This is a genomic window from Candidatus Nanosynbacter sp. TM7-074 (assembly GCF_041006295.1).
Taxonomy (GTDB): domain Bacteria; phylum Patescibacteriota; class Saccharimonadia; order Saccharimonadales; family Saccharimonadaceae; genus Nanosynbacter.
In genome coordinates this window covers 675,802-698,026 of the sequence record NZ_CP158487.1, presented here as the reverse complement: position 1 = coordinate 698,026, position 22,225 = coordinate 675,802, and the positions used below count along the sequence as shown (strand labels likewise).

Here is a 22,225-nt window from a genome sequence, read left to right as displayed (position 1 = left end):
ATATGGTATTATGGGTTAGTTGGTTAGTATGAAAAAGCTTGTTATACAGATACTTTTATTTGGCGTTGTCGGTGTGACGACGCTGGCGGTTGATACATTAGTTACCTCCATATTGTACTATATAGCTAAAATGCCAGCTTTTATGGCGAGCGGCATTGGTTTCTTATCGGGGTTTTGTGTTAATTTTCCTATGAACAGGAAACGAGTTTTTAATCACAGCGAAGACGATCGATTTTCATTAAAATCACAAATTTGCTTATATGCTTTGCTAAGTTTTTTTAATTTGATGGCGACCTCTACGGCTGTTGATTTATTAGTAAAAATGAATATCCTTGAGATTCAATGGGCAAAGATTGTCACAACCATTGTATTTGCTGTTTGGAATTTTTTGGTCTTTAAGCTATTTATTTTTTCAAAGAAAGTATCGCACGAAGAGAGGCAGGATGCGTAATACTCTAATAAATAGACTGCATGACCGTAGGTTATATATAATAGCTTATATTGTAGTTATTATTCTCGGTGTTGTATTCAATCAAGCCTTAATTTTGATAATGGCTGCAACAGTTACCGCGGTAGTATTTCTGCCGACTAGACGACTAGGTCTTATGGGTCGACTATTTGTTACTCTTTCGGTTTACATAAGTATTAATACTTTGTTGGCTTTTATACCATGGGTTCTCAAGGTGCCGATGTCAATATGGCTCTTTGCCTGGACTGTCGGTGTATTTAATCTAGGTCTTGTTGTATTTTGTCGTTTTGCTCCTCCCAGCAGATGGTTTCCATTAAGCGAGATTATTAGTTCTCTAGTGAGCCTTACTGTATTTATCCTGATGCTGACGCAATCTTTTTCTAGTTTTCAGAGCGCCGATCTTTTAAGAGTGGCTAACGGCTCAGGGGTAGATAATATATCCCATCTTAGTTTTATAGACACTGTCGAGAGACAAAAGGGCTATGTCTATGGTTCAAGAGGTAACCAGTTGCCGATTAACTCTATGCTAGGTTCTGCTGCCAACAATTACCCTCAGGGCTATCATATAAATACTTGGGTTTTTAATGAGGCTGTACAACCGTTTATGAGTAGGTTTACTGACATTAATAAAAAGCTAGTTAGCTTTTTATTATATTCGATAATTAACTATGTATTTTTAGTGTTTGCGTTTATCTTTCTGGCAACGAAACTTGTTAAATTAGATAATAAGAAAAAGCCATGGATGTCAGCTATTATTGTTATCTCCTGTACGATATACACATTATTAGGTTTAATGTTTTCTGCGTTTACTGACGGTTTCATGCCACAAATTATGAGTCTCCATTTGTTGCTTTCGGTTATAGCCTTACTATTTTTATATTGCAAGGAAAGCGATATTACACAAAAGTATACCTACGGGCTATTAGCAACCTTTTCTGTTATTGGTGTTGGTCTATCCTATTTTTTCCTACTTCCAGTTGCGTTGGGTATATTTATCTTTACTTTAGCGGCTGATTATTTTTGTAGTAATCAAAAAGTAAAGTTGTCAAAACTTTTGCTGGGCAGTCTTTTGTTTATTGTCAGTTTTAGCGTTGTACAGGGGGCTATTTATGCACTGCTTGAGAGGGTGACATCAGATAAAATTAATGATCAGGGTGGGGTGTTGGTTTTTGATGTATTCTATGTGCTAAGTTGGGCGGTGTTTGCTATGGCATATTTGTGGCATAATCATAAGAAGCGAATAGTTAATCCTCTAACTATTGGGCTGGTTGTGTCATTAGTATTTTCTCTGGCGTTATTTATATTTCAAAAAATGACCAATGGTGAAGTCAGCTATTATTATCATAAATCTGTATTAAGTTTACTCCTATTGACTAGCTTGGTTATGACAATGCTAACTATGTCGCTTATAGACAAAGCACAGTCAAGTGGCGTCAAGATTTTAATGATTCTAGGCATTATAATGATGGCCTTTTCAAACGGGGTTGGTGTGTTTGGAGTTTATTTGCAGGGTAAGGTAAAGGCAGCGTTTACTGCACCAGAGTTATTTGACCATGCGATTACTATAGCTGAGAGTCCAATCTGTCGAGAAAGGTCTACGGCTATACTTTCGGTTAGAAGTGATCAGAAAACTGATGGTGATATATTTTTTAATAGATCTATGATGACTCTGACTGGACAGTCTACTACTACACAGGAAATAATTTCCAGTTGGTCAACTCCTAATGCTGATATACATAGTGCAAAGCAGGTTATAGCTAAGACTTTGCTCGAGGACAAAAATATAACCCCAGAATCTCGTCTCCTGATTTTGACGCGTAGTGACGATATAAAGTCTATATTTATTGAGGTTTTAGGCAATGAAAGAGTATTATTTGCCGACCCCAGCAACGTATCAAAGGATAGCTTGAATGGGATATGCAGCAGCTTGCGAGGCATGTTTTAGCTTGATTGACAATCTACGCTAACTAGATACTTGCCATAACCAGATTTCTTTAGCGGCTCAGCAAGCGTGTTGAGTTGTTCTCGGCTAATCCAGTCATTTTTGAAAGCAATTTTTTCTGGGCTACCGATGATGCGGCCAGTTCGTTTTTGGATGACGCGAACGAAGTCAGAGGCATCAGTTAGACTATCAATCGTCCCAGTATCTAGCCAAACGTCACCGTTGTCTAGGGTTTGAACCTGTAGTTTGCCGCGGTGGAGATATTCAGCATTGATGGAGGTGATTTCCAGCTCGCCTCGTGCTGAAGGCTGGACGTTTTTGGCGATCTCAATAACATCGTTATCATAAAAATATAACCCGACCACGGCGAAGTTTGATTTTGGCTCACCTGGTTTTTCTTCGATGGAAATAGCTTGATTTTGCTCATCAAACTCGACAACACCATATCGTTCTGGGTCAGAAACTTTGTAAGCAAAAACTGTACCGCCGTCAGGATTGGTACACTCCTGTAGGGACTCATCTAGCCGCTCACCGTGGAAAATATTATCTCCTAGGACTAACGCCACCTTGTCGTTACCGATGAATTCTTCACCGATAATGAAAGCTTGTGCGAGGCCATCTGGATTGGGCTGGACAGCATATTCCAGATTGATACCCCACTGCGAACCGTCGCCGAGCAGCCGCTGAAAACCGGCTTGATCATCCGGTGTGGTGATGATCAAAATATCGCGAATTCCTGCTTGCATCAGCGTGGTTAACGGATAATAAATCATTGGTTTATCGTATATCGGCATTAGCTGTTTGCTAATAGCCTTGGTGATAGGGTGGAGGCGAGTGCCTGAGCCGCCTGCTAAAATAATTCCTTTCATTGCTCCTCTCTCTAGCTTACTGTTAATATGATATCATATTAACAGATGCGGGAGATAATATTCATAGGCAACAACGATACGTTTTAGTGTTAGCAGGAGAAAAAATCGACAGAGCGACTGGTAGTTTTATTATTCGTGGTGAGGCGATGCCTATTAAGGTTAATAAGGATAAAATCCCAATAGGACTGATTGCGAATACTACGTTTAAAAGAGATATTAAAGAGGGTGAAATCATCTCGTTTGATGATGTAAAAATACCTAAATCACTGGCTCGTACTGCATGGGAAGATACTCTAAAATGCCTGTAGCCATCGATAAACAGTACAATCGAACGATTGATCATTTTCTCGCTGATACCTGGTGGTATGGTTTGACGGATAGAATTTCAATAGATGAGTTTTACAGGCTAGCACAGCAGCATAAAGACGAGGGCTTTTCAGCTATTCAATTAGTAATGGGTATACCCCCTGAGGTTACTATCGATAGCCCTCAGTCTCATGGTGGTGGCAAGCCCGCCTTTTGTTTACAAGAATCGAATTTTATTATAAATCAAGACTATATAGCTGCCGCACTTGAAAAGATAGAAATACTAAACAAGTTGCATTTAAAACCAATAATATATGGTGGTTGGGGCCCGCAAATTGGTCAGATTGGTCGAAATAATATGATTGAGTGGTGGAAGAGAATAGTTAAAGTTACAGAAAAATTTGACCCAATTTATTGTCTAACCGGTGAAATTGATTTGCGGGTTCATGTTCAGTCTAGAGCTATAATGGAAAAAGTTCTTAATAAATTTAGCATTTCTTCAATAAAACAAAAAAGACAAATAGCAGAATGGTTGCGAGTGTATAAAGAAGTTAAAAAGATAACTGGACTACCAGTAATTTGTCATACTACACCTAATACGGATAGCTGGGCTGTTAGTCGAGACTTTTCTGCTATTACTGTACAGACCGGACACTCGGAGGATTCTAGAAATAAACTGTGGATGCTACCTATGGAATATAGGTCCAACGAAAAGCCATTCATTAATTTGGAACCTTGGTATGAGGGTATTAATAATTCGTTTTTTGAAAGTGATCAAATATTTGCTTTTTAGACAAGCATGCTATCGGGTGCTAGTGCATATTGTTATGGTAGTCATGGTATTTGGAATGTTGGTGATGGAAATTTCTTGGCTCACTGGGGTCGGCGTACTTTCTGGGAAGCTAAAAAATCTGCAGTTCCATTAAAGATAGGAAAATCAAATAAATTGTTTTTATGTGCTAAGAGTTTTCTAGAGGGGGACATAAATAGTAAGGTCAGTAGCGTTGGAGATAATCTTTCCATTCAAATGATTGACAAGAGAAATCGTAAGATAACTTATGTATCTAGGGGCTATTCGGATTCTGTTGCTAAAGATCTAATATATGACCCAAGTCAATTTAATTTTATTAAAGGAAACATGCCAGATAAGGTGGTTATATTATCTGGTTTTACCGATATAGAGAATAAGCTTTTGAGGCAATCTGTTAATGCTGTTAAATAGGCTAACTTTAGTTTATTTAACGATGTATTCACTTAAATCATCTACCCAATCACGGCTGATAAAACCAGTATCATGTAACTTATCCAAGCTCATATCGCTGCCAAGCGGTCGCGGTGCAACGCCATCTTTGCCAGCAAAATATTCAGCCGTCGTCGTGTTAGTAACGGTCAAGTCGTCGCGCCCAGCTAGCCGGAAAATTCGCCTGGTGATATCCGCCCAGCTTTCCAACGGGCCGTCGTTGGTAGCGTTGTATGTGCCGAATGGCGCTTGAGTTGACAGCAGGTGGTCAATAATTCTCACCAATTCGCTAGTAAAGGTTAATCGGCCAATTTGGTCATGGACAACTGTCGGTGAAATATTTTTTTCCGCCAATCCCAGCATGGTGCGGACGAAATTTTTACCTTCACCAATTACCCAAGTAGTGCGCAGTAAATAAAACTTATCGAGCTGCTCAACGAGCAGATCTCCAGCCGCTTTTGATGCACCATAAACACTCAGTGGGCTAAAGTCCTCATTTTCAGAATGAGGCTCTTTCGTCCCGTCAAATACGTAATCACTAGAAATATGTACTAAAGTCATGTTGTGAGTGCGGCAAACTCGGGTTAGGTTTGCAACCGCTGAGGCGTTAACCTTCCAGGCTGCTACGCGACCCTCTGGTGTTTCCGCGCCGTCAACGTTAGTAAAGGCTGCTGCGTTTAAAACTATTGATATTCCTGACCAATCGAATGACTCAACTGATCGGCGGTCAGTGATATCCATCTCGTCTATGTCAGCGAACTGTGCTTCTGGATATTGTTGACGAAGGGCCCGTCCTAATTGACCATTTGCTCCGACAATAAAAATGTTATTTGAATTCATATTAAACCTCCATCGGGATTACGTTTGTAAGTAGTGGATGAGCGGCGTCTTTTTCAGAAATAATCGCCTGCTCTTGGCTGATCGGCCAGTCAATACCGAGTGCTGGGTCAAATAAATTGACAAAGGTGTATTTGGCGTCTGGTGACCAGTGCGCATCAACCAGGTAAGTGTAGGCGATGTTATCATCAAGCGCCTGATAGCCGTTAGCAACACCTTTGGGTACGAAAATTGCCGTGCCAGGATTGATTTCGTGCGTGAAAACCGTGCCGAAGCTGTCACCTTTGCGCAAATCACACCACGCACCAAAGACGCGGCCGTTGGCGGTGGAGATAAATTTATTCCATGGCTCGGCGTGCAGGCCGCGGGTGGCACCAGCTTTGTCGTTGAAGCTGATGTTGTTTTGTACGATGGTAAATGATGGTAGTCCCAGTGCTTCCATTTTTTCTTTTTGGTAGTTTTCTTTGAACCAGCCGCGATTATCGCCATGGACGGGCAATTTGATGACAAATAATCCAGGAATCGGTGATTCGCTGACGGTTAGTTCATTGTAGTTATTTGGATCAAACATGATTATTGTCCTTGCTTTGCATATGCTGCTTCAACGGCCTCTTTTTGCGCTTTCCACCAATCTTCGTGCTCGCGGTACCACTCAATGGTTTGCAGTAGTCCGTCGCGCATGCCAGTTTGGTTATCAGTATACTCAGGCTGCCAACCGAGTTCGCGGCGCAACTTGCTAGAATCCATGGCGTAGCGCATATCGTGACCTGGGCGGTCATTAACGTGTTCGTACCAATCTTTACCTTTACCCATTAGCTCGCAAATCAGTTCAATCACCATTTTGTTGTTGACATGGTCATTGTCAGCGCCGATGATGTACGTTTCACCCAGCTCGCCTTTTTCTAGGATGAGATGGACGGCAGCATTGTGATCATCGACATGAATCCAGTCGCGAACCTGCTCGCCCGTACCGTACAGTTTTGGTTTAATATCACTCAAAATATTGGTGATTTGGCGTGGAATAAATTTTTCAATGTGCTGGTATGGGCCGTAGTTGTTTGAGCAATTGGAAATCGTCGCTTTGATGCCGAAGCTGCGAATCCAGGCGCGTACCAACATGTCGCTGGAAGCCTTGGTGCTGGAGTAGGGGCTGGACGGGTTGTACGGGGTGTCTTCGGTGAAGCGGTTGGGGTCGTCGAGTTCCAAGTCGCCAAACACTTCGTCGGTCGAGATGTGATGGAGGCGCTTGCCGTGTTTGCGGATAGCCTCAAGAATGGTGTAGGTGCCGATGACGTTGGTTTCGACAAACGGCCAGGGATTGCGCAGGGAATTGTCGTTGTGACTTTCGGCGGCGAAATGCACTACAATGTCATTTTCAGCCACCAATTTATCCATCAATTCGGCATCACAAATGTCGCCTTCCACGAAATTAATTTGGTCAGCTACTGGCTGTAAATTGGCGGTATTTCCCGCATAAGTTAACTTGTCGATAACGGTGATGTCGTATTCTGGCTTGTGTTTGACGGTATAATGCACAAAATTCGAGCCAATGAATCCCGCGCCTCCCGTGACTAGCATCTTTGTCATAACTATAGTATATCAGGTATAATATAGAAGTTACAGAGGAGGAAATATGAAGGTTGTAATTGTTAGTGGCTATTTTAATCCATTGCACGGTGGGCATTTAGATATGATTGAAGCAGCGGCAAAAATGGGTGATTATTTGATTGTGGTTGTTAATAACGACAAACAGCAATTGCTTAAAAAAGGAAAAATCATTCTCAATGAGGAAAATCGGCTTCGATTAATGCGAGCATTAAAAGGTGTTAATCAAGTAATGCTGTCTATTGACGAAGAGCCACCAGTAACGGAGACGCTGGAAATGATTGCGCGACAGTATCCGGGCTGTAAGCTGGTGTTTGCTAATGGTGGTGATCGATCGGCACCAGAGGTTGTACCAGAGCGTGATGTTTGTGAAAAATATAACATTGAAATGGTATATGGAGTTGGCGGTACAAATAAAGCAGATTCGTCTACGCGTATAAATCAGGCTACTGGTCAAGAAAGCTAGTTTTTATTCTGGTCACCGTATTGTTCATAAACCGCCAGCGTCTGCTCAGCCATCCGCTTCCAGGAAAAAGTTTTGACGTGCTGCTTGCCTTTTTTAATCAATTCTCGACGTAGCTTTTCGTTAGATAGAATTTCATCAATTGCCCGCGCTATATCCTCAGCGTCATACGGATCAAAATAGTGAGCGGCATCGCCGTGAGTTTCCGGTAGACAAGTAGCAGTACTTGAAGCTACGGGCGCGCCGTGTAACATCGCTTCAAGACCTGGCAGGCCAAAGCCTTCACTAAGTGACGGGAAGCAATAAACAGCCGTATTTTCATACATCCAGCGCAATTGTTCATCTGATATAAAGTCAGTGAATACGACATTTTTAATTCCATGCTTATTGACATATGCTTCGTGGCGAGCATAATTACTGTCTTTTTTGCCAGCTAAAGCTAAAGTCAACTCTGGATATTTTTTTTGCAATAATGCAAAAGCGTCAATCAGCCGCCGCAAATTTTTATGCGGTGTTGGCCGACCGATATACATAATAAATTTCTTGCCAATTAATGATTTGACCGGATCATTGCCCTTTGGCAGTTCGTCAGCCGACTCTAGCGTCACTGTAATTTTATCTGGACTAATCCCGATAAAGCCAATCAAATCATTTTTCACAAAATCAGAAATAGTAATTATATGAGCAGATTTTCGAGCAACTTTTTTATTGACCCATTTGTAAATTTGTTGCTTTATCCAGAAAATAACGGGGTTTTTATCAGGATTTCTAAACCGAACAGTGGTCAGGTCTTGCATAGTGGTGACGACTGGACTAGCATTATACCAAACTGGTTGCTGAACCATCGCAAAGTGCACCAAGTCTGGCTTTAGTTCCTCCAGCTGCTTTTTAAAATCAATTTGTTCAGAAAAAGTATATTCTTTATAAGGGCAAGCTACTTTTTGGAAACGTGGATTGGTTGGCTGCCAGCTGTCAAAATCTTTTGGCTTTAGTAGGATAATATAATCGTTTTTCTTATCAATCTTTTGTAGATAATGAATCAGCCTTTCAATGTAGCGGCCAGTACTTGTTCGTAATGTGCGAGCGTCAATGGCGATTTTCATGAGAATACTCCTTCCATAATTTTTCAACTATATTTTTCATTGATTTGCGGAAAATGGCGGCTGAAAATTCGTTGGCAGTAGCAGAAATTTTTGCTGGCGAAATTTTTTTACCTGGTAATTCTTTCAAAGTTTTTACCAATTGTTCAGCTGTTTGATCTGAGAAAAACCAGCCGTTTTTTTCTGGATTAATATAATCAAGCGCGCCGCCTGCTTGGTAAGCTACCACCGGAATTCCTGCTGCCAAAGCCTCAACAGGAGCAATTCCAAAGTCCTCGTGTGAACAAAAAATAAATAAATCGGCCTCTTTAATATATTTTTCCCGAGTTACATCAGCAACAAATCCTAAGAAATTTGTATGTGAGCCAGCCAGTTTTTTTAGACGGTCCATATCGGGGCCTTTGCCTATAATATCTAGTTGCCAACCAAGTTTTTGGCAGGCGTCGATAGCTACATCAAGTCGCTTCATTGGTACAATTCGTCCCCAAATCAGGCAACGCGGTTTTTTAGGAATGCTCTTTTTCTGGCGATTTTTAGCAAGCGGCGAGAAATTCGATAGGTCAATTGGTGGAAAAATAACAGTGCTTTTTTTCTGGTAAAATTCTGCGATATCAGCTTGGATGCCAGTAGAATTGGCAATGAAGACGTCAACTTGCTGGGCGGCAGTAAAATCGCGTTTTTTCAACGGACGAACCAAAGTTCTTAAGCCTAATCTGGCTAGCCAGCGCGGACGAAAACTGGGGCGCTTAATATATTCATCATAGTGCCGCCAATAAAAGTGCGTTGGCGTGTGGCAGTAGCAAATATGCAGTTGTTCGGGGCGGGATTTGTGGGCAAATTTAGCTTCGCCGTTGCCCGAGCTAGAGAGGATAATGTCATATTGACTAAGGTCGAGCCGCGCGAACCACCACTGTCTAAGCAGCGGCAGAAAACGCCGTAGTTTGGCAAATGGCCAACGCTGCAAATAGCCAGTAACAACTTTATTATCTAGTTTTTGTCGCCATTCATCGCTGCAAAAAGAAGTATAAATTGGCGCCTCTGGGTATAATTTGTGGATTTCTAAGACGACTTTTTCCGCGCCGCCACCGTACAACCAGTCGTGAACTATGGCAATTTTCGGCTTGCTCATCAATTATCCTTTTGGAAAATAACCAAGCAGGTTTTTAATAAAATAGTAATATCCAGCCATAGACTCCAGTTTTGTACGTAGTATAGGTCAATTCGCCGCCGCTCCTCGAAGCTAATGCTGCGTCTGCCAGAAACTACTGCCAGTCCAGTTAGTCCGGATTTTACCGCCAATAAAACATATTTTTTATCGTATGCGCTGAGCTCATGTGGCACCAAGGCGCGCGGTCCAACCAGGCTGATGTCGCCCTTTAAAACATTAAACAATTGTGGCAATTCGTCCAAGCTAAACCGGCGAATAAAGCGTCCGACCGGTGTAACGCGAAAATCTTGATCAAGTTTATCGCCGTTTTTACGATATTCTTCAATCAGCTCAGGCTTGCCGACCATTTGGAATACCTCCTCGTCAGTTTTACCATCAAATTTGGCATAATGCGAGCGGAATTTGTAAACTTTGAACGGCCGGTTATAACGAGTGAGACGCTTTTGTTGTTTGCCGTGCATCAAGATTGGGCCGGCTGGATCGCTAATTTTCACGGCAATTGCCACCAAAAGCATTATTGGCGAGGCTAAAATAATACCAATTGTTCCGCCAATAATATCCATAATTCGTTTCACAATCTGGCCGTAACCCATCAGCGGCGTCGGATGAGCGTGAATTAGCGGCACGGAATCAATAATGTCAATGGTGTGTTTGGCGGTCATAATTCCGTCAAATTCTGGTGCTTGATAAAAATCTAAATAATGTTTCTGGGCGAGTTGGTAATTGTTGCTAACATTTTTCGAGTTGGTTTGGATAATAACATCAATTTTATCTCTGGTTAGTGCTGATTCTAATGATGAGCGTCTGAGGCTTTTCAGCTCAATCGGAATAAACTCAGCCCGCGCTACAATCCCGCTAATCTTAAAGCCAGTTAATGGATTATTCTCAATAAAATCGGCCAAAACATGGGTTAAATCGCAATTGCCAATCAATACAACTCGTCGTGCCCCCAAACCACGCTTTAACAGCCGCAAGCGGATAATATTTGCCGTACTCCGAAATATCATCAGTAAAATAAAGCCGATTCCTGCGGCATAGACAGCGACAAGCTTGGCTGGAAAAAGCGGCGTGTTGGTGAAAAAGGTTACTGAAATCATAACCATAATTCCGGTGACTGACGCCAGAAGAATTCGTCCAAATTGGCGTAAAGGATGGGTGTAGCTTTCGCGGTCGTAAAGTCCGAAGAAATAGAACATTATAATCCATAGCGGTAAGGTCATAGTGATAGACGTAATGAAATCTAGGGCGTTGATGCTGACATGAAATGGCCTGGGGTCTAAGGATATGCGTAAAATATAGGCAATAGTAAAGGCGCTCAATAGAGCCAAGACATCAAGAACGACCAGAACAACTTTGAAGTAAAAATCAGACTTTTTCCGCATAATCTCTGGGGTAATTATACAAAAATATACCAATTATAGCAAAACAGTGAATTGTGTTAATGAAACTACCAAAGAACCAGAAATGGATAAGTAGTGCTGTGGTTAATGAAAATATAAACTGTGCTTTGGGGCGGTGGAGATTTTTTATAGCAAAGAAGAGAATTGTAAGAGATGTCAGGATGAGCGGTAATAAGCCAATGATACCCAATCCGCTAAGTAGTAAAATGTAGAAAATGTAGACGGTTTGGTCGGTTGGTACGCTAACGTGGAGATGATTTTGGATGAAGCTGCCGAGATTGCCGAGACCGACGCCAAAGAAAAAGTTGCGCGGCGAGCTTAACCAGGATTTAATCGCTAAGTCACTGGCGCTAAGACGATCGTTGGCTGAAGCTTCAACGAAACCGGTAGGCTGGAAATTTTGTTCAGGTGAAGTTGACTTTGCGTCCGGCGTGCTATGCGGAGAAGGGCTTTTTGCCGCTGGCGCTGGCTGGCTTTTCACGGTGGTTTTTTGTGGTATTTTAATTCGGCCGAGGGATAATTGGTCGATCATACTAACAAGCGTGTTATGTGCGATGAACGGCGAGCTGCTATAACGAACGTTGGCGGATAGAAATAGTAAAGTAAATCCGAAAAATGTGCCGATGATAATCAGAGGAAGTTTTTTATAGAGGAAAGAAGTATTGAGGCGCTTGATTGAGGCGACAATAATGAAAATCATTATAGCTAGAAAAATTGCTAAAAATCCACCGCGGGAAAAAGTTAGGGCGATGGCTGTGGCGGTGAAAAATAAGCTGAGTTGAGCGAGGCGAGACTTTGGTTGGAAGAGGGCTAAGAAAAAGGCAGGCAGCAGGGCATTGGCTAGAAACTGCGGTTCGGCGGCGAATAGATTGATGCGCGGAAAACCAAAAACATCAGCTTTACAGCCAGGGCAAAGTGTACCAAAACCAGTTGGCTCGAAGGTGGCGACGATGAGTTGGATAATTGCTAAGATTCCGAAAACCAGACCGCTCCATAAGCCAAACTTGACTAATCTATGTTTTTTGGTCTTTGACAATTCTGCATAAACCACGCCAGCCGATAAACCTACAACTAATAAAAATAAGAGTGACAATGAATAAAGCATAGTGCGAAGACGCGCTTCGGCGAAAAAGGTACCGATAGACATGGCTAGAAAAATTGCTAAAAACCCGCCGATTAGGTAACGATTTTTAAGGAAGGTTTGCCGTTTCTTAAATAATATCGGTAAAGATGTGATAAGAAGTCCAGCGGCTGCCATTTGATATAAACCCAGGCGCAGGGAAGGAAAATCAAGGATTGCTAAACTTATGCTGGGGCTTAAGGCAAAGACGCCGCCAAAAATAACTATTGCCAGAAACCAAAATCGAGCGTCGTCCATAAAGCTTTTTGCCATACTGTAAGTATAGCGCATAGTGTATACTTTAGATATGAAGCTGACGAAAAAACAGAAAATGATGCTGGATTTCATCGATGGGTTTATTAAGGGTAATGGCTATAGTCCGACGCTGCGGGAAATTATGCGTGCACTCGGATATAAATCGGTTTCAACCGTAGCTAAACATGTTGATAATTTGGTGTCGGCAGGATTACTGTACAAGCGCGACGGCGAAGTAAGGTCTTTGGCTGTGCGTATTACTGAAAAAGAGGCTTGGTGGAAGAATTTGACTAGAGAAATCAAGAAAAGAGAAGAAAAAGATGATGAAAAATCGCGCAAAGAAGTAGAAATTTTGAAAAAAGCACTAGAAATTGTTCGTCAGTAACTTTACAACTGTTTAAAAACTCGATATAATAAGATCCGTATTCCGGCATAGCTCAGTGGTAGAGCGGTTGGCTGTTAACCAATAGGTCGCTGGTTCGAGCCCAGCTGCCGGAGCCAAGAAAAGACACTTCTACGGAGGTGTTTTTTCTTTACCTATCTTAACTAGGCAGTAAATATACAAAAAGAAGATGCCATCTAAAAGGGGTGGCATCTTCTTTTTTATGGTTGCAATATATTTATCGTAGGATAAACATGCCTGCTATACCAATCAGTAGGGCGGTTACGACTCCCAGCAGAATATTAAATCCTGTGCTTGCTAGCGAATTATTGGAGCTTTGAGTTTTTCCTGGTTTCTGAGTATTACTTGGTGTACTAGGATTAGGCTGTGGCTGTGGCGTTGGTGCTGCTTGTAGTGTGGCGGTTACATTAAGCTTGCCGCTAAAGACGGCTGAAGCTGTCCCAATAGTTACGTTCCTCGACCAATTAGCGACAATAAGATGAGGATTGCCATCGCGGGTTGGTGAGAGTAGTTTAATGTTTCCAGGGTTTGCTGTATCGTTAGCTACTTCCGCTGAATTATTTATATCGACAGTATTTCCTGCAGGATCCCTTAGGGGTGAAGCGAATGAGTCGGTATTGGTGCTTGAAGCGATTAATTGATTATTAAGATTTAGTGAAGTCAAGGATGCTAGCCCGGCAAGTGGTCGTAAGTCGCTAATTGCATTATTCTGAAGGGACAGGGCTGTGAGGTTTTTAGCTGCCTCTAGACCGGTCAGGTTGCTGATTCGCTGATCAAGTGGTGCATTTGGTGCTGCATCCAAGTTTAGATTTGTTAAGCTTTCTAACTCTACGTCGGTAATGACTTGATCGTTGGTGCGAGTAGTCCCAAGTTGTGCTGCTAATTTTTGGTTAAGCAGAGTGCGCAAATTGCTATCTGGCACATTGACGTTCTTGGGCTGTCGTGGTTTTATCTGATAAACACGGACATAGTCGATTGACATAGTTGCTGGGAAATCAGCTATAGAATTATGAGCATCTTTCCATGGAGTGTCAATGTAGCTACCGCCAATCGCTAGGTTAAGTCTTAGGTAAAATGGGATATTGAAGGGTCCGGGGTGATTTGTGGAATTTGGCTGACTAAAGTTGTTAATTTCATGGTGTTTCTTGCCGTCAATGTAGAATTCAAGCTTTCCTTCGGTCCATTTCACGCCATATGTATGCCATTGGCTAGCGTCACTAAATTTATCTGTTTCAATTACGTGCTGCCTATGGCTTTTATTTCCTGCCGAAATTCCCCAGTGAGCATCAGAAGCAGCATAATTTAAGTTAGAGCCCTTTGTCTCTACGATATCGATTTCACCACTCTTAGGCCAGCCGCCGTATTTGGCTTCATTAGGACTCATCCAGAATGCTGGCCAAGTACTTTTATTTGTTGGCATCTTCATGCGAGCTTCAAAGTAACCATAAGTCCAGAACTTTTTATCTTTTGTATGGACAAATCCAGAGGTAAAGTCACCGTTCCTTCCTTGGTTACATGTCAGACCTGGTTTATAAAGGCCGACCAAGTTTAGGCTGCCACCGCTAACGTTGACGTTCTCGGTTGCGTCTTTATAGCAGTTTTGGACTTCACTGGCGTTCCAGCCGCCGACGTAATAGTCCCAGTTTTCCCGATTTAATGAAGTACCATCAAACTCATCACCCCAAACCTTTTCGTAACTGCTATCGTTCGGTGGGTACGTGCTGTCGTCACCCTTGGCTTTTTGTACTGGTAGTGTAAATAGTGCTCCGCCAATAATTAGACATGCGGTCATTATTCCAGTCAATGCCTTTACTTTTTTATTTGAAAAACGTTTTTTTATTAACATTTTCTCCCCCTATGTATGTATTCACAGATATTATAACTATAAGCTTAATGAAAGTAAAGTAGTCTATAAACCTAATAACAAAAGAGAGTCGATAGTAGTAGGTTAATGAGATAACAGTAGTAATATCAATGATATAATTTTTACATGGAGGCTTTAGTACAGTTGTTAACCGATAGAGCACTTCAATGTACGATAGCGGAGCTTGGTGCTGACCTGTCTGAGTTGCGGGTTACGTCGGTGAGTGGCGGCTTTTCGCGTAATCGCCGTGCCCTGGTGTCGGCGGGCGATAAGACAATTTTTGTCAAAGAAGTTGACGTTGATGTGTTGCCAGACGACGGCGAGACCGAGTTAGCTTGGCTGAAAAAAGATTATGAAGTGACAAGGTTATTGCAGAAAGTTCATCCAGAATTTGTTGCCGATTGGATAAAACTGGATGGCGACGGGCATGTGCTGATAACAACCAGTTATGCGTCAGCCGACGGCTGGTTGTGGCGGCCGCCAGCGGAAAAATCTGTGGCAGAACGATACATTTCGGCAGTTTTAGCGGCGGTTCGTGAATTAGAGAATACCCAATTAACAGCTGAAATGGTTGAGGAAATGCAATTGCAATCGTTCGTAGCGACAGAACTCGGCCTGGATGACGGCATTGACCAGGTTATTGCCGAGGCTGATATTCGCCGTCAGCTAATTGATAATTACCAAATACTGTTGCCTGAGCAGTCAAAAGTTAATCAGCGACGCTGCCAAAAGATGATGGAGTTACTAGGTAGGAGTGATGAATTAGCCGATATTTCGGTGCGCGCTAAACGGTTCGCTAAACAGCCAGAAGATTGTTTTAATCATTCTGATGTTCGCAGTGATAACTTGGCGTTTCATCCGCAAACTGGTGAGTTGAAATTGGTTGATTGGAATTGGGCTTCCTATGCGCCTCAGGGGTCTGGGGCGACGGAGTTTCTGGTTGATATGGCGCGCCATGGTCAAGATGTAACGCCGTGGCTAGAAGAACTCAATGCAGAGATGTTGGCAGCGTTTGTCGGTTTTTTTCTTGTTCGCAGCCTCAAACCGCCGCTTAAGCCAGGCGATAATCTTCGCCAAATGCAGGCACTGTCGGCAGCAGTTGCTTATGATTTGTTGGAGCGTACATGACGATCTCACTTATCATTCTCCGCGGTAATTCTGGTTGCGGTAAAACCAGCACGGCGCGCTTGCTCCAGCGTCGGCTAGGCTACGGCACGATGTTGGTGTCGCAGGATATGGTGCGGCGGGAAATACTGCTCGTGAAAGATAGTGAAAGTAACCCGGCGATTCAGCTGATTTATGATCTATGTATGTACGGCAACAAAGTTGGTTATATGGTGATTTTGGAAGGCATTTTGAGTAATAAAAAATACGGCGCGATGCTACATCGGCTGCTGAATGATTTTCAGGGCGAAAAACTGATTTATTATTTTGACATATCGTTTAAGGAAACGGTGCGCCGCCACGCCGCTAAGCCAAATGCTCATGAATTTGGCGAAGCGGAAATGCGCTAGTGGTGGAAAGATCAAGATGTTTTGGATGTGCCAGGTGAGCGGCGAATTGGCGAGAAGCTGGATCAGGCAGAAATTGTCGATATGATTCGCCGCGACGTTTTGGCGTTATCAGAGGGAACAACATCTTCCGCATCTCGCATGTAAATAATACAATGTATTTTCGTTGACAGACGCTATATATCGCGTGTATATTCTATATTAAGCACTACATATGGTGTTTTTAGAAAACAAATAAGGTTTTTGCAACACAAGCCCCTCGGGGAGGTTGGGGTTAGTTTGTTGTTGTCATAATAAGGAGGGGTAATGTACAAATCAATCAAAAAACGCGATGGTCGGACTGTCAAGTTTGATCGCAAAAAAATTGAAAAAGCCATTGAAAAAGCGGGCCTAGAGACTGGCGAGTTTGACAAAAAAACTGCCAAGGAACTAACCGAAAAAGTGCTGGCAGTATTGGAAACTCGCAACCAAAAACGTCTGCCGGGTGTCGAAGATATCCAGGATATCGTCGAGGACACCTTGCTTGATTCTAAGTTTAAGAAAACTGCCAAAGCCTACATTATCTACCGCGACCAACATAAAAAACTGCGTGAAATTACGTCCAATGCGCACGTTGATTTGATTGATAAATACCTAGGCAACCTGGACTGGAAGGTGAATGAGAACTCCAATATGGGCTACAGTCTACAGGGTTTGAATAATTACGTCTCGGCGGAAGTTACTAAAACTTACTGGTTGGACAAAATCTACACACCAAAGATCGGTCAGGCGCATAAAGAGGGTGATTTGCACATTCACGACCTTAACCTCCTCAGTGTGTACTGTGTTGGTTGGGATTTGACTGACCTGTTGCAAGAAGGTTTCACGGGTGTTGCCGGCAAGGTAGCGTCCAAGCCAGCCAAGCATTTCCGTTCGGCATTGGGTCAAGTAGTAAACTTCTTTTACACCCTACAAGGTGAGGCGGCTGGTGCTCAGGCATTCTCTGATTTTGATACGCTGCTGGCGCCGTTTATCCGTGCTGATAAACTGAGCTATGACGAGGTCAAGCAAGCGCTGCAGGAATTCGTCTTTAACGTCAATGTGCCAACGCGGGTTGGTTTCCAGACGCCGTTTACCAACATTACACTTGACCTGGAGTGCCCAAAGCACATGGCGGATAACCCGGTGATTATTGGCGGTGAAATGCAGGACTCCACTTATGGTGATTATCAAGAAGAGATGAATATGCTCAACAAGGCGCTACTTGAGGTCTTGTCTGAGGGTGATGCTAACGGCCGCGTCTTTACCTTCCCGATTCCAACGGTCAATATCACCAAAGATTTCAACTGGGATAATCCAGTGATCGAAAGCCTGTGGGAAGCCAGTGCTAAATACGGCATTCCATACTTCTCAAACTTTATCAATTCTGATATGGATCCAGAGGATGCCCGCTCGATGTGCTGTCGCCTGCGCATCGACAACCGCCAGCTAGAATACCGCGGTGGTGGACTGTTTGGTTCAAACCCAATGACTGGTTCAGTTGGTGTGGTGACGATTAACTTGCCACGTTTGGCGCTGAAGTCTAAGAACGAGAAAGAGTTCTTCAAGGGCCTAGGCTATCTCATGGATATGGCGAAAGATAGCCTGGAGACTAAGCGCAAGGTCCTGGAGCGATTGACTGACGCTAATCTCTACCCATACACTAAGTTTTACTTGCGTAACATCAAGCAGCGATTTAACCAATACTGGAAAAATCACTTCTCGACCATCGGTTTGATTGGCACCAACGAAGCGGCGTTGAACCTGCTGGGCGTTGACATCGGCACCGAGAAGGGTAAGGCGTTTGCCGAGAAAACGCTTGATTTCATGCGCGACCGCTTGGTGGAATACCAAAAAGAAACGGGCAATAACTACAACCTGGAGGCGACGCCAGCTGAAGGTACGACCTATCGCTTGGCGCAGCTTGACAAAGCCAGCTTCCCTGACCGAGCGCACTTTGCCAATGGCTTGGGTGCGGCGGTTAAGCATCCGTTCTACACCAACTCCAGCCACTTGCCGGTCAACTATACTGACGATTTGTTTGAGCTGATGGATTTGCAAGATAATTTGCAGACTAAATACACGGGCGGTACAGTGATTCACTTCTTCCTGGGTGAGCGCATGGATGATCCGCAGACGCTGAAAAAACTGGTCAAAACGATTTGCGAAAATTACAAATTGCCATACTTTACCTTTAGTCCAAGCTTTAGTATTTGTAAAAATCATGGCTACTTGGTTGGTGAACATCCAACGTGTCCAAATTGTAATGAAACGACCGAAGTTTACTCACGTGTAGTTGGCTTCTTGCGTCCAGTTTCTCAATGGAACAAGGGTAAGCAAGCTGAATTTGACATGAGGGAGCATTATGACGATGCCGCCGAACATCAGCGAGCTTGCGCCGTCGCTGTCCCAGCTTAAGGTGGCGATCGGCGGGATTCAGAAGCTGTCGCTGGTGGACTATCCAGGACACGTGGCGGCAGCGCTGTTCCTCTCTGGCTGCAATATGCGCTGCGGCTATTGCCATAATCCGGAGCTGGTGTTGCCCGAACGCTTGGCACCGAGTATTCCGGTCGAGGAGGCGATGATATTCCTAAAATCGCGTATTGGTAGGCTGGACGGCGTGGTGATTTCTGGTGGCGAGCCGACGGTTAACGAGGATTTGCCGGTGCTGTGCCGGATGATTAAGCAGCTCGGTTTTGATGTCAAGCTGGATACTAACGGTACGCATCCTGACGTGGTGCGCGGCATGATCGAGGAGGGGACGATTGACTTCATCGCTATGGATGTCAAGGGGCCGCTGGAAAAATACGTGGAGATTGCGGCGCGGCCGATTGATCTGGAGGCTATCAAGGATAACGTGCGGCTGATGATTGACTCAGGGATTGGCCATGAATTTCGGACGACCATCGTTCGCGAGCAGCTGGAGGTGGCGGATTTTGAAAAGATTGGTGAGCTAGTTAAAGGAGCTAAGCGATTTGCCTTGCAGCATTTTCGCACCGGTACCACCATTAGTCCGAAATTTGCCAACTACCATACGTTTACCGACGAAGAATTTAGGGCCGCCCAAAAAATAATGGAAAGGTATGTCGAAGAATGCGTGATTCACTAACTGTCGAAATTGTGCGCGTGCGCCAAGAAAACCCCGAGGTAACGACGCTGTATTTTGCGCGGCCGTTTGACTTTATGGCGGGGCAATATATCACGGTGTTTATCGATGGCAGCCAGGTGCGTGAAGGCAAGGCCTATAGTATTTCCTCGCGTCCAAGTGAGGAGCTGATGTCAATTACTGTCAAGGATGTGGGCGGCGAATTCTCGAGTTATTTGTGTTCGCGCCATGTTGGCGACACGCTGCACATTAGCCGGGCCTACGGCGATTTCAACCCGCAAACCGAACGGCCGCTGGTTGGTATTGCGGCGGGGTGCGGACTCAGCCCGATTTGGAGTATTTTGGCGGACGCCAAGCAGCCGACTTTTCTCTATTTGAGTCAAAAATCGCCAGAATATATGGTGTTTGCTGAGGAGTTAGCGGCCTCATCGATTCAGGTCCATAAGTTTAGTACCCGCCAGCAGATTGAGGAAACGGACGGCTGGCGGAACGGGCGGTTTGAGGTGGCGAACATTGTGAGTGAAGTGCCGAGTGAGGTGCACTTTCTGGTCTGCGGCAGCTTGCCGTTTGTGCGCGATGTTTGGCAAAAACTAACCACCGCTGGTGTTGATGAATCACATATTTCAACGGAGACATTTTTTGAGCAATGATTGGGGTGGCGACTACAGGAGAATTATCACCGACAAGGATAGGAGTTGATGGTGATGATTTTGATGTGTTTTCGTCGCTAAGAGACGGTGCTGGTGGCGAGGATTTTTCGTCTGGGATTGGCGAAACGGTGGCTGATAGTGTTGAGCGGCTTGATTTGGTGGCGGTGGCTAGTGGCAAAGAAGAGCTACCTTCTACTGAGGAAGTATCAGCGTCAATTGGTCAAACAGCATGTGTGACATGTGTTGGTTGCCCATATCTTAGCCAGTGTGTAAAACCTCAGGCGTTAGTCATGAAACAGGAGTCGGAAAGACAGGAGAATGTATCTTCTGATATGAATTCTGCGGGTGAAGAGGCAGTCCCTAATTTAATGGAAATGACACCAAAACAAAGCTATTTGGATAGACTATTGGCTCCAGATGATCTTGATAGTCTGGATGAAAATGGACGCGGGGAATTGGTGATGGCGGGATATTCAGGGTCTACCGATTATCAAGAGTCTATTATTAAAAAAGCGCCTGAGCCAGTGGTGGCAAAGACTAAGCCCATAGATTTAGCAACTAAGGCAGATGAGCCGACTGAGCAAATTGTGCAGCAGAAACGAGAAAACAAAACTTCGACTAACGAGACGGTCGAAGCTTTGGGCAAGGATTTGAATATTGAAGTGACAGAGGTGAGTAGTCCTTCAACGGGGATGAAGCCGCACATTATTGATGCTATTTCTGACGCGACACATGATGACAACAGGCAGCCGATATCAGAGTCTTTAGATACGCCGACACAGACGGAAACTGCGCCGGTATCGGTAGTGATAGATAAGAACACCCAAACCGTTGACGATAATAGCAATTCGCTGGAACATGAAACTGTTTACCCTGCGGCTAGCGATGATAAGGTTGCCGCTAGTTTTGTAGAGCCTAAGCCGAGCCGAGCAGCAGAAAATGATGAAAGTGCTTTTACGTCAATTTCCGAGCAGCAGCACTTGGAAGCACAATTTGATGCAGTAAAGGCGGATAAATCTGCGATTACGGGACCAATTGACAATTCTGGCACGAAAGCACCAGTATATACTCAATCTAGCGAGATTAATATAGATGCGACTCCGGATCAAATCTTCACTGATACACAGATCTTGTCAATTGAGCCACTTGACTATATCAATGTGGCGGTAGAGCGTAGTCATGGTAAGGATGATGAATTTTGGGCTGAAGAAGATGCGGTTTTCTTCGTTGATCAGCAGGAGTCGCTAGTAGTAGAGCCAGAAGTGCCTTCGGCTGAAGCAGTGACGATTGTGCTGCCAGTAGAAACGTTTACAGCGCGTGAAGAAACTGATGACTATGAGCCATTGCATCAGGTAGCTATCTCTACTTTACCGATTATCGATCCAATACCTGATGTTGAGTCGGACGAGGTGGCAGCGAAAATTTCAGAGGAATGTCCCGTGTCTCGTGAGGAGTGTGAATTTATGTTTGTGAAAACATCGGAAAAAAGCGATTTGCTGCGCAGTGATGATGAAATTGAAAGTGTACTTATGTATATTAGTGACATAAAATCAGGCATCAACTTGTCCGGAGAGCAAGCAGAACTTAAGGATATTCTGGATGATTGTGCCTATAATGGCGAAGAAAGTGTCGCAAATGGTGATGATTTGCTGATGAATACCCATCCATCATCTGGTTTATGGTCAGACGACAGCCGACTTAATCCAGAGGATGGGGTTGTGTCAACGGCTCAATCAAGCGCAGACGATACGTCGTTGGTGTCGCGGCTGGTTGGTGTGTTTGTAGTAGCGATGTGCGTGGTGTGCGGCCGACAAGCTAGGTTTATTTTGAACAGCTGATCTGCGAGTGATGAATGAGGCTGCACTAAACGGTAGCGCGAAGTTTGGCACTGATACATAA

The 22,225-nt window shown here is 43.8% G+C and carries 23 protein-coding genes and 1 tRNA gene; 15 read left to right on the top strand and 9 right to left on the bottom strand.

The genetic code is table 11. The annotated features are described in order from the left end of the window. Window positions 1-28 precede the first annotated feature (28 nt). Together TM074_RS03745 and TM074_RS03740 are read left to right on the top strand one after the other, a co-directional pair. Window positions 29-451, top strand: a complete 423-nt coding sequence (locus TM074_RS03745) for a GtrA family protein (protein ID WP_369000356.1) — start codon at window positions 29-31, stop codon at window positions 449-451. Continuing rightward, window positions 444-2,414 (top strand): hypothetical protein, encoded by a 1,971-nt coding sequence (locus TM074_RS03740; RefSeq protein ID WP_369000355.1) that lies wholly within the window; start codon window positions 444-446, stop codon window positions 2,412-2,414. Before TM074_RS03745 ends, TM074_RS03740 begins: the two co-directional genes overlap by 8 nt. On the opposite strand, the gene rfbA is transcribed toward TM074_RS03740, so the two are convergent. After that, window positions 2,411-3,280 (bottom strand): glucose-1-phosphate thymidylyltransferase RfbA, encoded by an 870-nt coding sequence (gene rfbA / locus TM074_RS03735; protein ID WP_369000354.1) that lies wholly within the window; start codon window positions 3,278-3,280, stop codon window positions 2,411-2,413. The two genes, TM074_RS03740 and rfbA, sit on opposite strands and share 4 nt — an antisense overlap. A gap of 86 nt (window positions 3,281-3,366) precedes the next feature. Between rfbA and TM074_RS03730 the strand changes: the two genes are divergently transcribed. From TM074_RS03730 to TM074_RS03720, 3 genes are read left to right on the top strand one after another with little or no spacing between them, the layout of a single operon-like run. Further along, window positions 3,367-3,588 (top strand): hypothetical protein, encoded by a 222-nt coding sequence (locus TM074_RS03730; RefSeq protein WP_369000353.1) that lies wholly within the window; start codon window positions 3,367-3,369, stop codon window positions 3,586-3,588. Then, the gene (locus TM074_RS03725; protein WP_369000352.1) at window positions 3,579-4,379 is read left to right on the top strand and encodes a DUF4038 domain-containing protein; all 801 of its coding nucleotides are present in this window, start codon (window positions 3,579-3,581) and stop codon (window positions 4,377-4,379) included. The genes TM074_RS03730 and TM074_RS03725 overlap by 10 nt, the downstream gene beginning before the upstream one ends. Window positions 4,380-4,385: 6 nt before the next feature. Continuing rightward, window positions 4,386-4,808: a hypothetical protein gene (locus TM074_RS03720; protein ID WP_369000351.1), complete on the top strand. Its 423-nt coding sequence runs from the start codon at window positions 4,386-4,388 to the stop codon at window positions 4,806-4,808. 12 nt (window positions 4,809-4,820) lie between these two features. On the opposite strand, the gene TM074_RS03715 is transcribed toward TM074_RS03720, so the two are convergent. Genes TM074_RS03715 through rfbB form a run of 3 tightly spaced genes read right to left on the bottom strand, consistent with a single transcriptional unit; the run spans window position 4,821 to window position 7,250 of the window. Continuing rightward, on the bottom strand, window positions 4,821-5,666 hold the full coding sequence (locus tag TM074_RS03715) for an NAD(P)-dependent oxidoreductase (protein ID WP_369000350.1): 846 nt from the start codon (window positions 5,664-5,666) through the stop codon (window positions 4,821-4,823). 1 nt (window position 5,667) lies between these two features. Beyond that, on the bottom strand, window positions 5,668-6,234 hold the full coding sequence (locus tag TM074_RS03710) for a dTDP-4-dehydrorhamnose 3,5-epimerase family protein (protein ID WP_369000349.1): 567 nt from the start codon (window positions 6,232-6,234) through the stop codon (window positions 5,668-5,670). A gap of 2 nt (window positions 6,235-6,236) precedes the next feature. Continuing rightward, the gene (gene rfbB / locus TM074_RS03705) at window positions 6,237-7,250 is read right to left on the bottom strand and encodes a dTDP-glucose 4,6-dehydratase (RefSeq protein ID WP_369000348.1); all 1,014 of its coding nucleotides are present in this window, start codon (window positions 7,248-7,250) and stop codon (window positions 6,237-6,239) included. A gap of 46 nt (window positions 7,251-7,296) precedes the next feature. Between rfbB and TM074_RS03700 the strand changes: the two genes are divergently transcribed. Continuing rightward, a complete protein-coding gene (locus TM074_RS03700; RefSeq protein WP_369000347.1) occupies window positions 7,297-7,734 on the top strand; it encodes an adenylyltransferase/cytidyltransferase family protein in 438 nt (145 codons plus the stop codon). Here TM074_RS03700 and TM074_RS03695 read toward each other — a convergent pair. The 4 genes from TM074_RS03695 to TM074_RS03680 are packed head-to-tail and all read right to left on the bottom strand — an operon-like array spanning window position 7,731 to window position 12,792. Further along, window positions 7,731-8,834, bottom strand: coding sequence for a glycosyltransferase family 4 protein (locus tag TM074_RS03695; protein ID WP_369000346.1), 1,104 nt, complete (start codon window positions 8,832-8,834; stop codon window positions 7,731-7,733). The two genes, TM074_RS03700 and TM074_RS03695, sit on opposite strands and share 4 nt — an antisense overlap. Continuing rightward, window positions 8,818-9,960 (bottom strand): glycosyltransferase, encoded by a 1,143-nt coding sequence (locus tag TM074_RS03690; protein WP_369000345.1) that lies wholly within the window; start codon window positions 9,958-9,960, stop codon window positions 8,818-8,820. Before TM074_RS03690 ends, TM074_RS03695 begins: the two co-directional genes overlap by 17 nt. After that, window positions 9,960-11,381, bottom strand: a complete 1,422-nt coding sequence (locus TM074_RS03685; protein ID WP_369000344.1) for a sugar transferase — start codon at window positions 11,379-11,381, stop codon at window positions 9,960-9,962. The genes TM074_RS03690 and TM074_RS03685 overlap by 1 nt, the downstream gene beginning before the upstream one ends. After that, complete coding sequence (locus TM074_RS03680; protein ID WP_369000343.1) at window positions 11,365-12,792, bottom strand: hypothetical protein; 1,428 nt, start codon at window positions 12,790-12,792, stop codon at window positions 11,365-11,367. The genes TM074_RS03685 and TM074_RS03680 overlap by 17 nt, the downstream gene beginning before the upstream one ends. A 34-nt stretch (window positions 12,793-12,826) precedes the next feature. On the opposite strand from TM074_RS03680, the gene TM074_RS03675 reads away from it, so the two are divergent. Beyond that, entirely contained in the window at window positions 12,827-13,159 is a 333-nt protein-coding gene (locus TM074_RS03675) for a LexA family protein (protein WP_369000342.1), read from the top strand. 41 nt (window positions 13,160-13,200) lie between these two features. Beyond that, window positions 13,201-13,275 (top strand) — tRNA-Asn (locus tag TM074_RS03670). A 119-nt stretch (window positions 13,276-13,394) separates the two neighbouring features. On the opposite strand, the gene TM074_RS03665 is transcribed toward TM074_RS03670, so the two are convergent. Further along, window positions 13,395-15,023 carry a family 16 glycosylhydrolase gene (locus TM074_RS03665; protein WP_369000341.1) on the bottom strand — a complete coding sequence of 543 codons (1,629 nt, stop codon included), beginning with the start codon at window positions 15,021-15,023 and terminating at the stop codon, window positions 13,395-13,397. A 144-nt stretch (window positions 15,024-15,167) separates the two neighbouring features. Here TM074_RS03665 and TM074_RS03660 point away from each other — a divergent pair, with 144 nt between their 5' ends. The 7 genes from TM074_RS03660 (at window position 15,168) to TM074_RS03630 (ending at window position 22,164) form a co-directional block, all read left to right on the top strand. Next, entirely contained in the window at window positions 15,168-16,169 is a 1,002-nt protein-coding gene (locus TM074_RS03660) for a hypothetical protein (protein WP_369000340.1), read from the top strand. Continuing rightward, the gene (locus TM074_RS03655; RefSeq protein ID WP_369000339.1) at window positions 16,166-16,555 is read left to right on the top strand and encodes an AAA family ATPase; all 390 of its coding nucleotides are present in this window, start codon (window positions 16,166-16,168) and stop codon (window positions 16,553-16,555) included. Before TM074_RS03660 ends, TM074_RS03655 begins: the two co-directional genes overlap by 4 nt. A gap of 21 nt (window positions 16,556-16,576) precedes the next feature. Further along, window positions 16,577-16,699, top strand: coding sequence for a hypothetical protein (locus tag TM074_RS03650; protein WP_369000338.1), 123 nt, complete (start codon window positions 16,577-16,579; stop codon window positions 16,697-16,699). Window positions 16,700-16,858: 159 nt separating this feature from the next. Beyond that, on the top strand, window positions 16,859-18,988 hold the full coding sequence (locus TM074_RS03645) for a ribonucleoside triphosphate reductase (RefSeq protein ID WP_369000337.1): 2,130 nt from the start codon (window positions 16,859-16,861) through the stop codon (window positions 18,986-18,988). Then, the gene (locus TM074_RS03640) at window positions 18,942-19,679 is read left to right on the top strand and encodes an anaerobic ribonucleoside-triphosphate reductase activating protein (RefSeq protein ID WP_369000336.1); all 738 of its coding nucleotides are present in this window, start codon (window positions 18,942-18,944) and stop codon (window positions 19,677-19,679) included. The genes TM074_RS03645 and TM074_RS03640 overlap by 47 nt, the downstream gene beginning before the upstream one ends. After that, window positions 19,664-20,326 carry a ferredoxin--NADP reductase gene (locus TM074_RS03635; RefSeq protein ID WP_369000335.1) on the top strand — a complete coding sequence of 221 codons (663 nt, stop codon included), beginning with the start codon at window positions 19,664-19,666 and terminating at the stop codon, window positions 20,324-20,326. Before TM074_RS03640 ends, TM074_RS03635 begins: the two co-directional genes overlap by 16 nt. Continuing rightward, window positions 20,323-22,164, top strand: a complete 1,842-nt coding sequence (locus tag TM074_RS03630; RefSeq protein WP_369000334.1) for a hypothetical protein — start codon at window positions 20,323-20,325, stop codon at window positions 22,162-22,164. The genes TM074_RS03635 and TM074_RS03630 overlap by 4 nt, the downstream gene beginning before the upstream one ends. The last annotated feature ends 61 nt before the right edge of the window (window positions 22,165-22,225 follow it).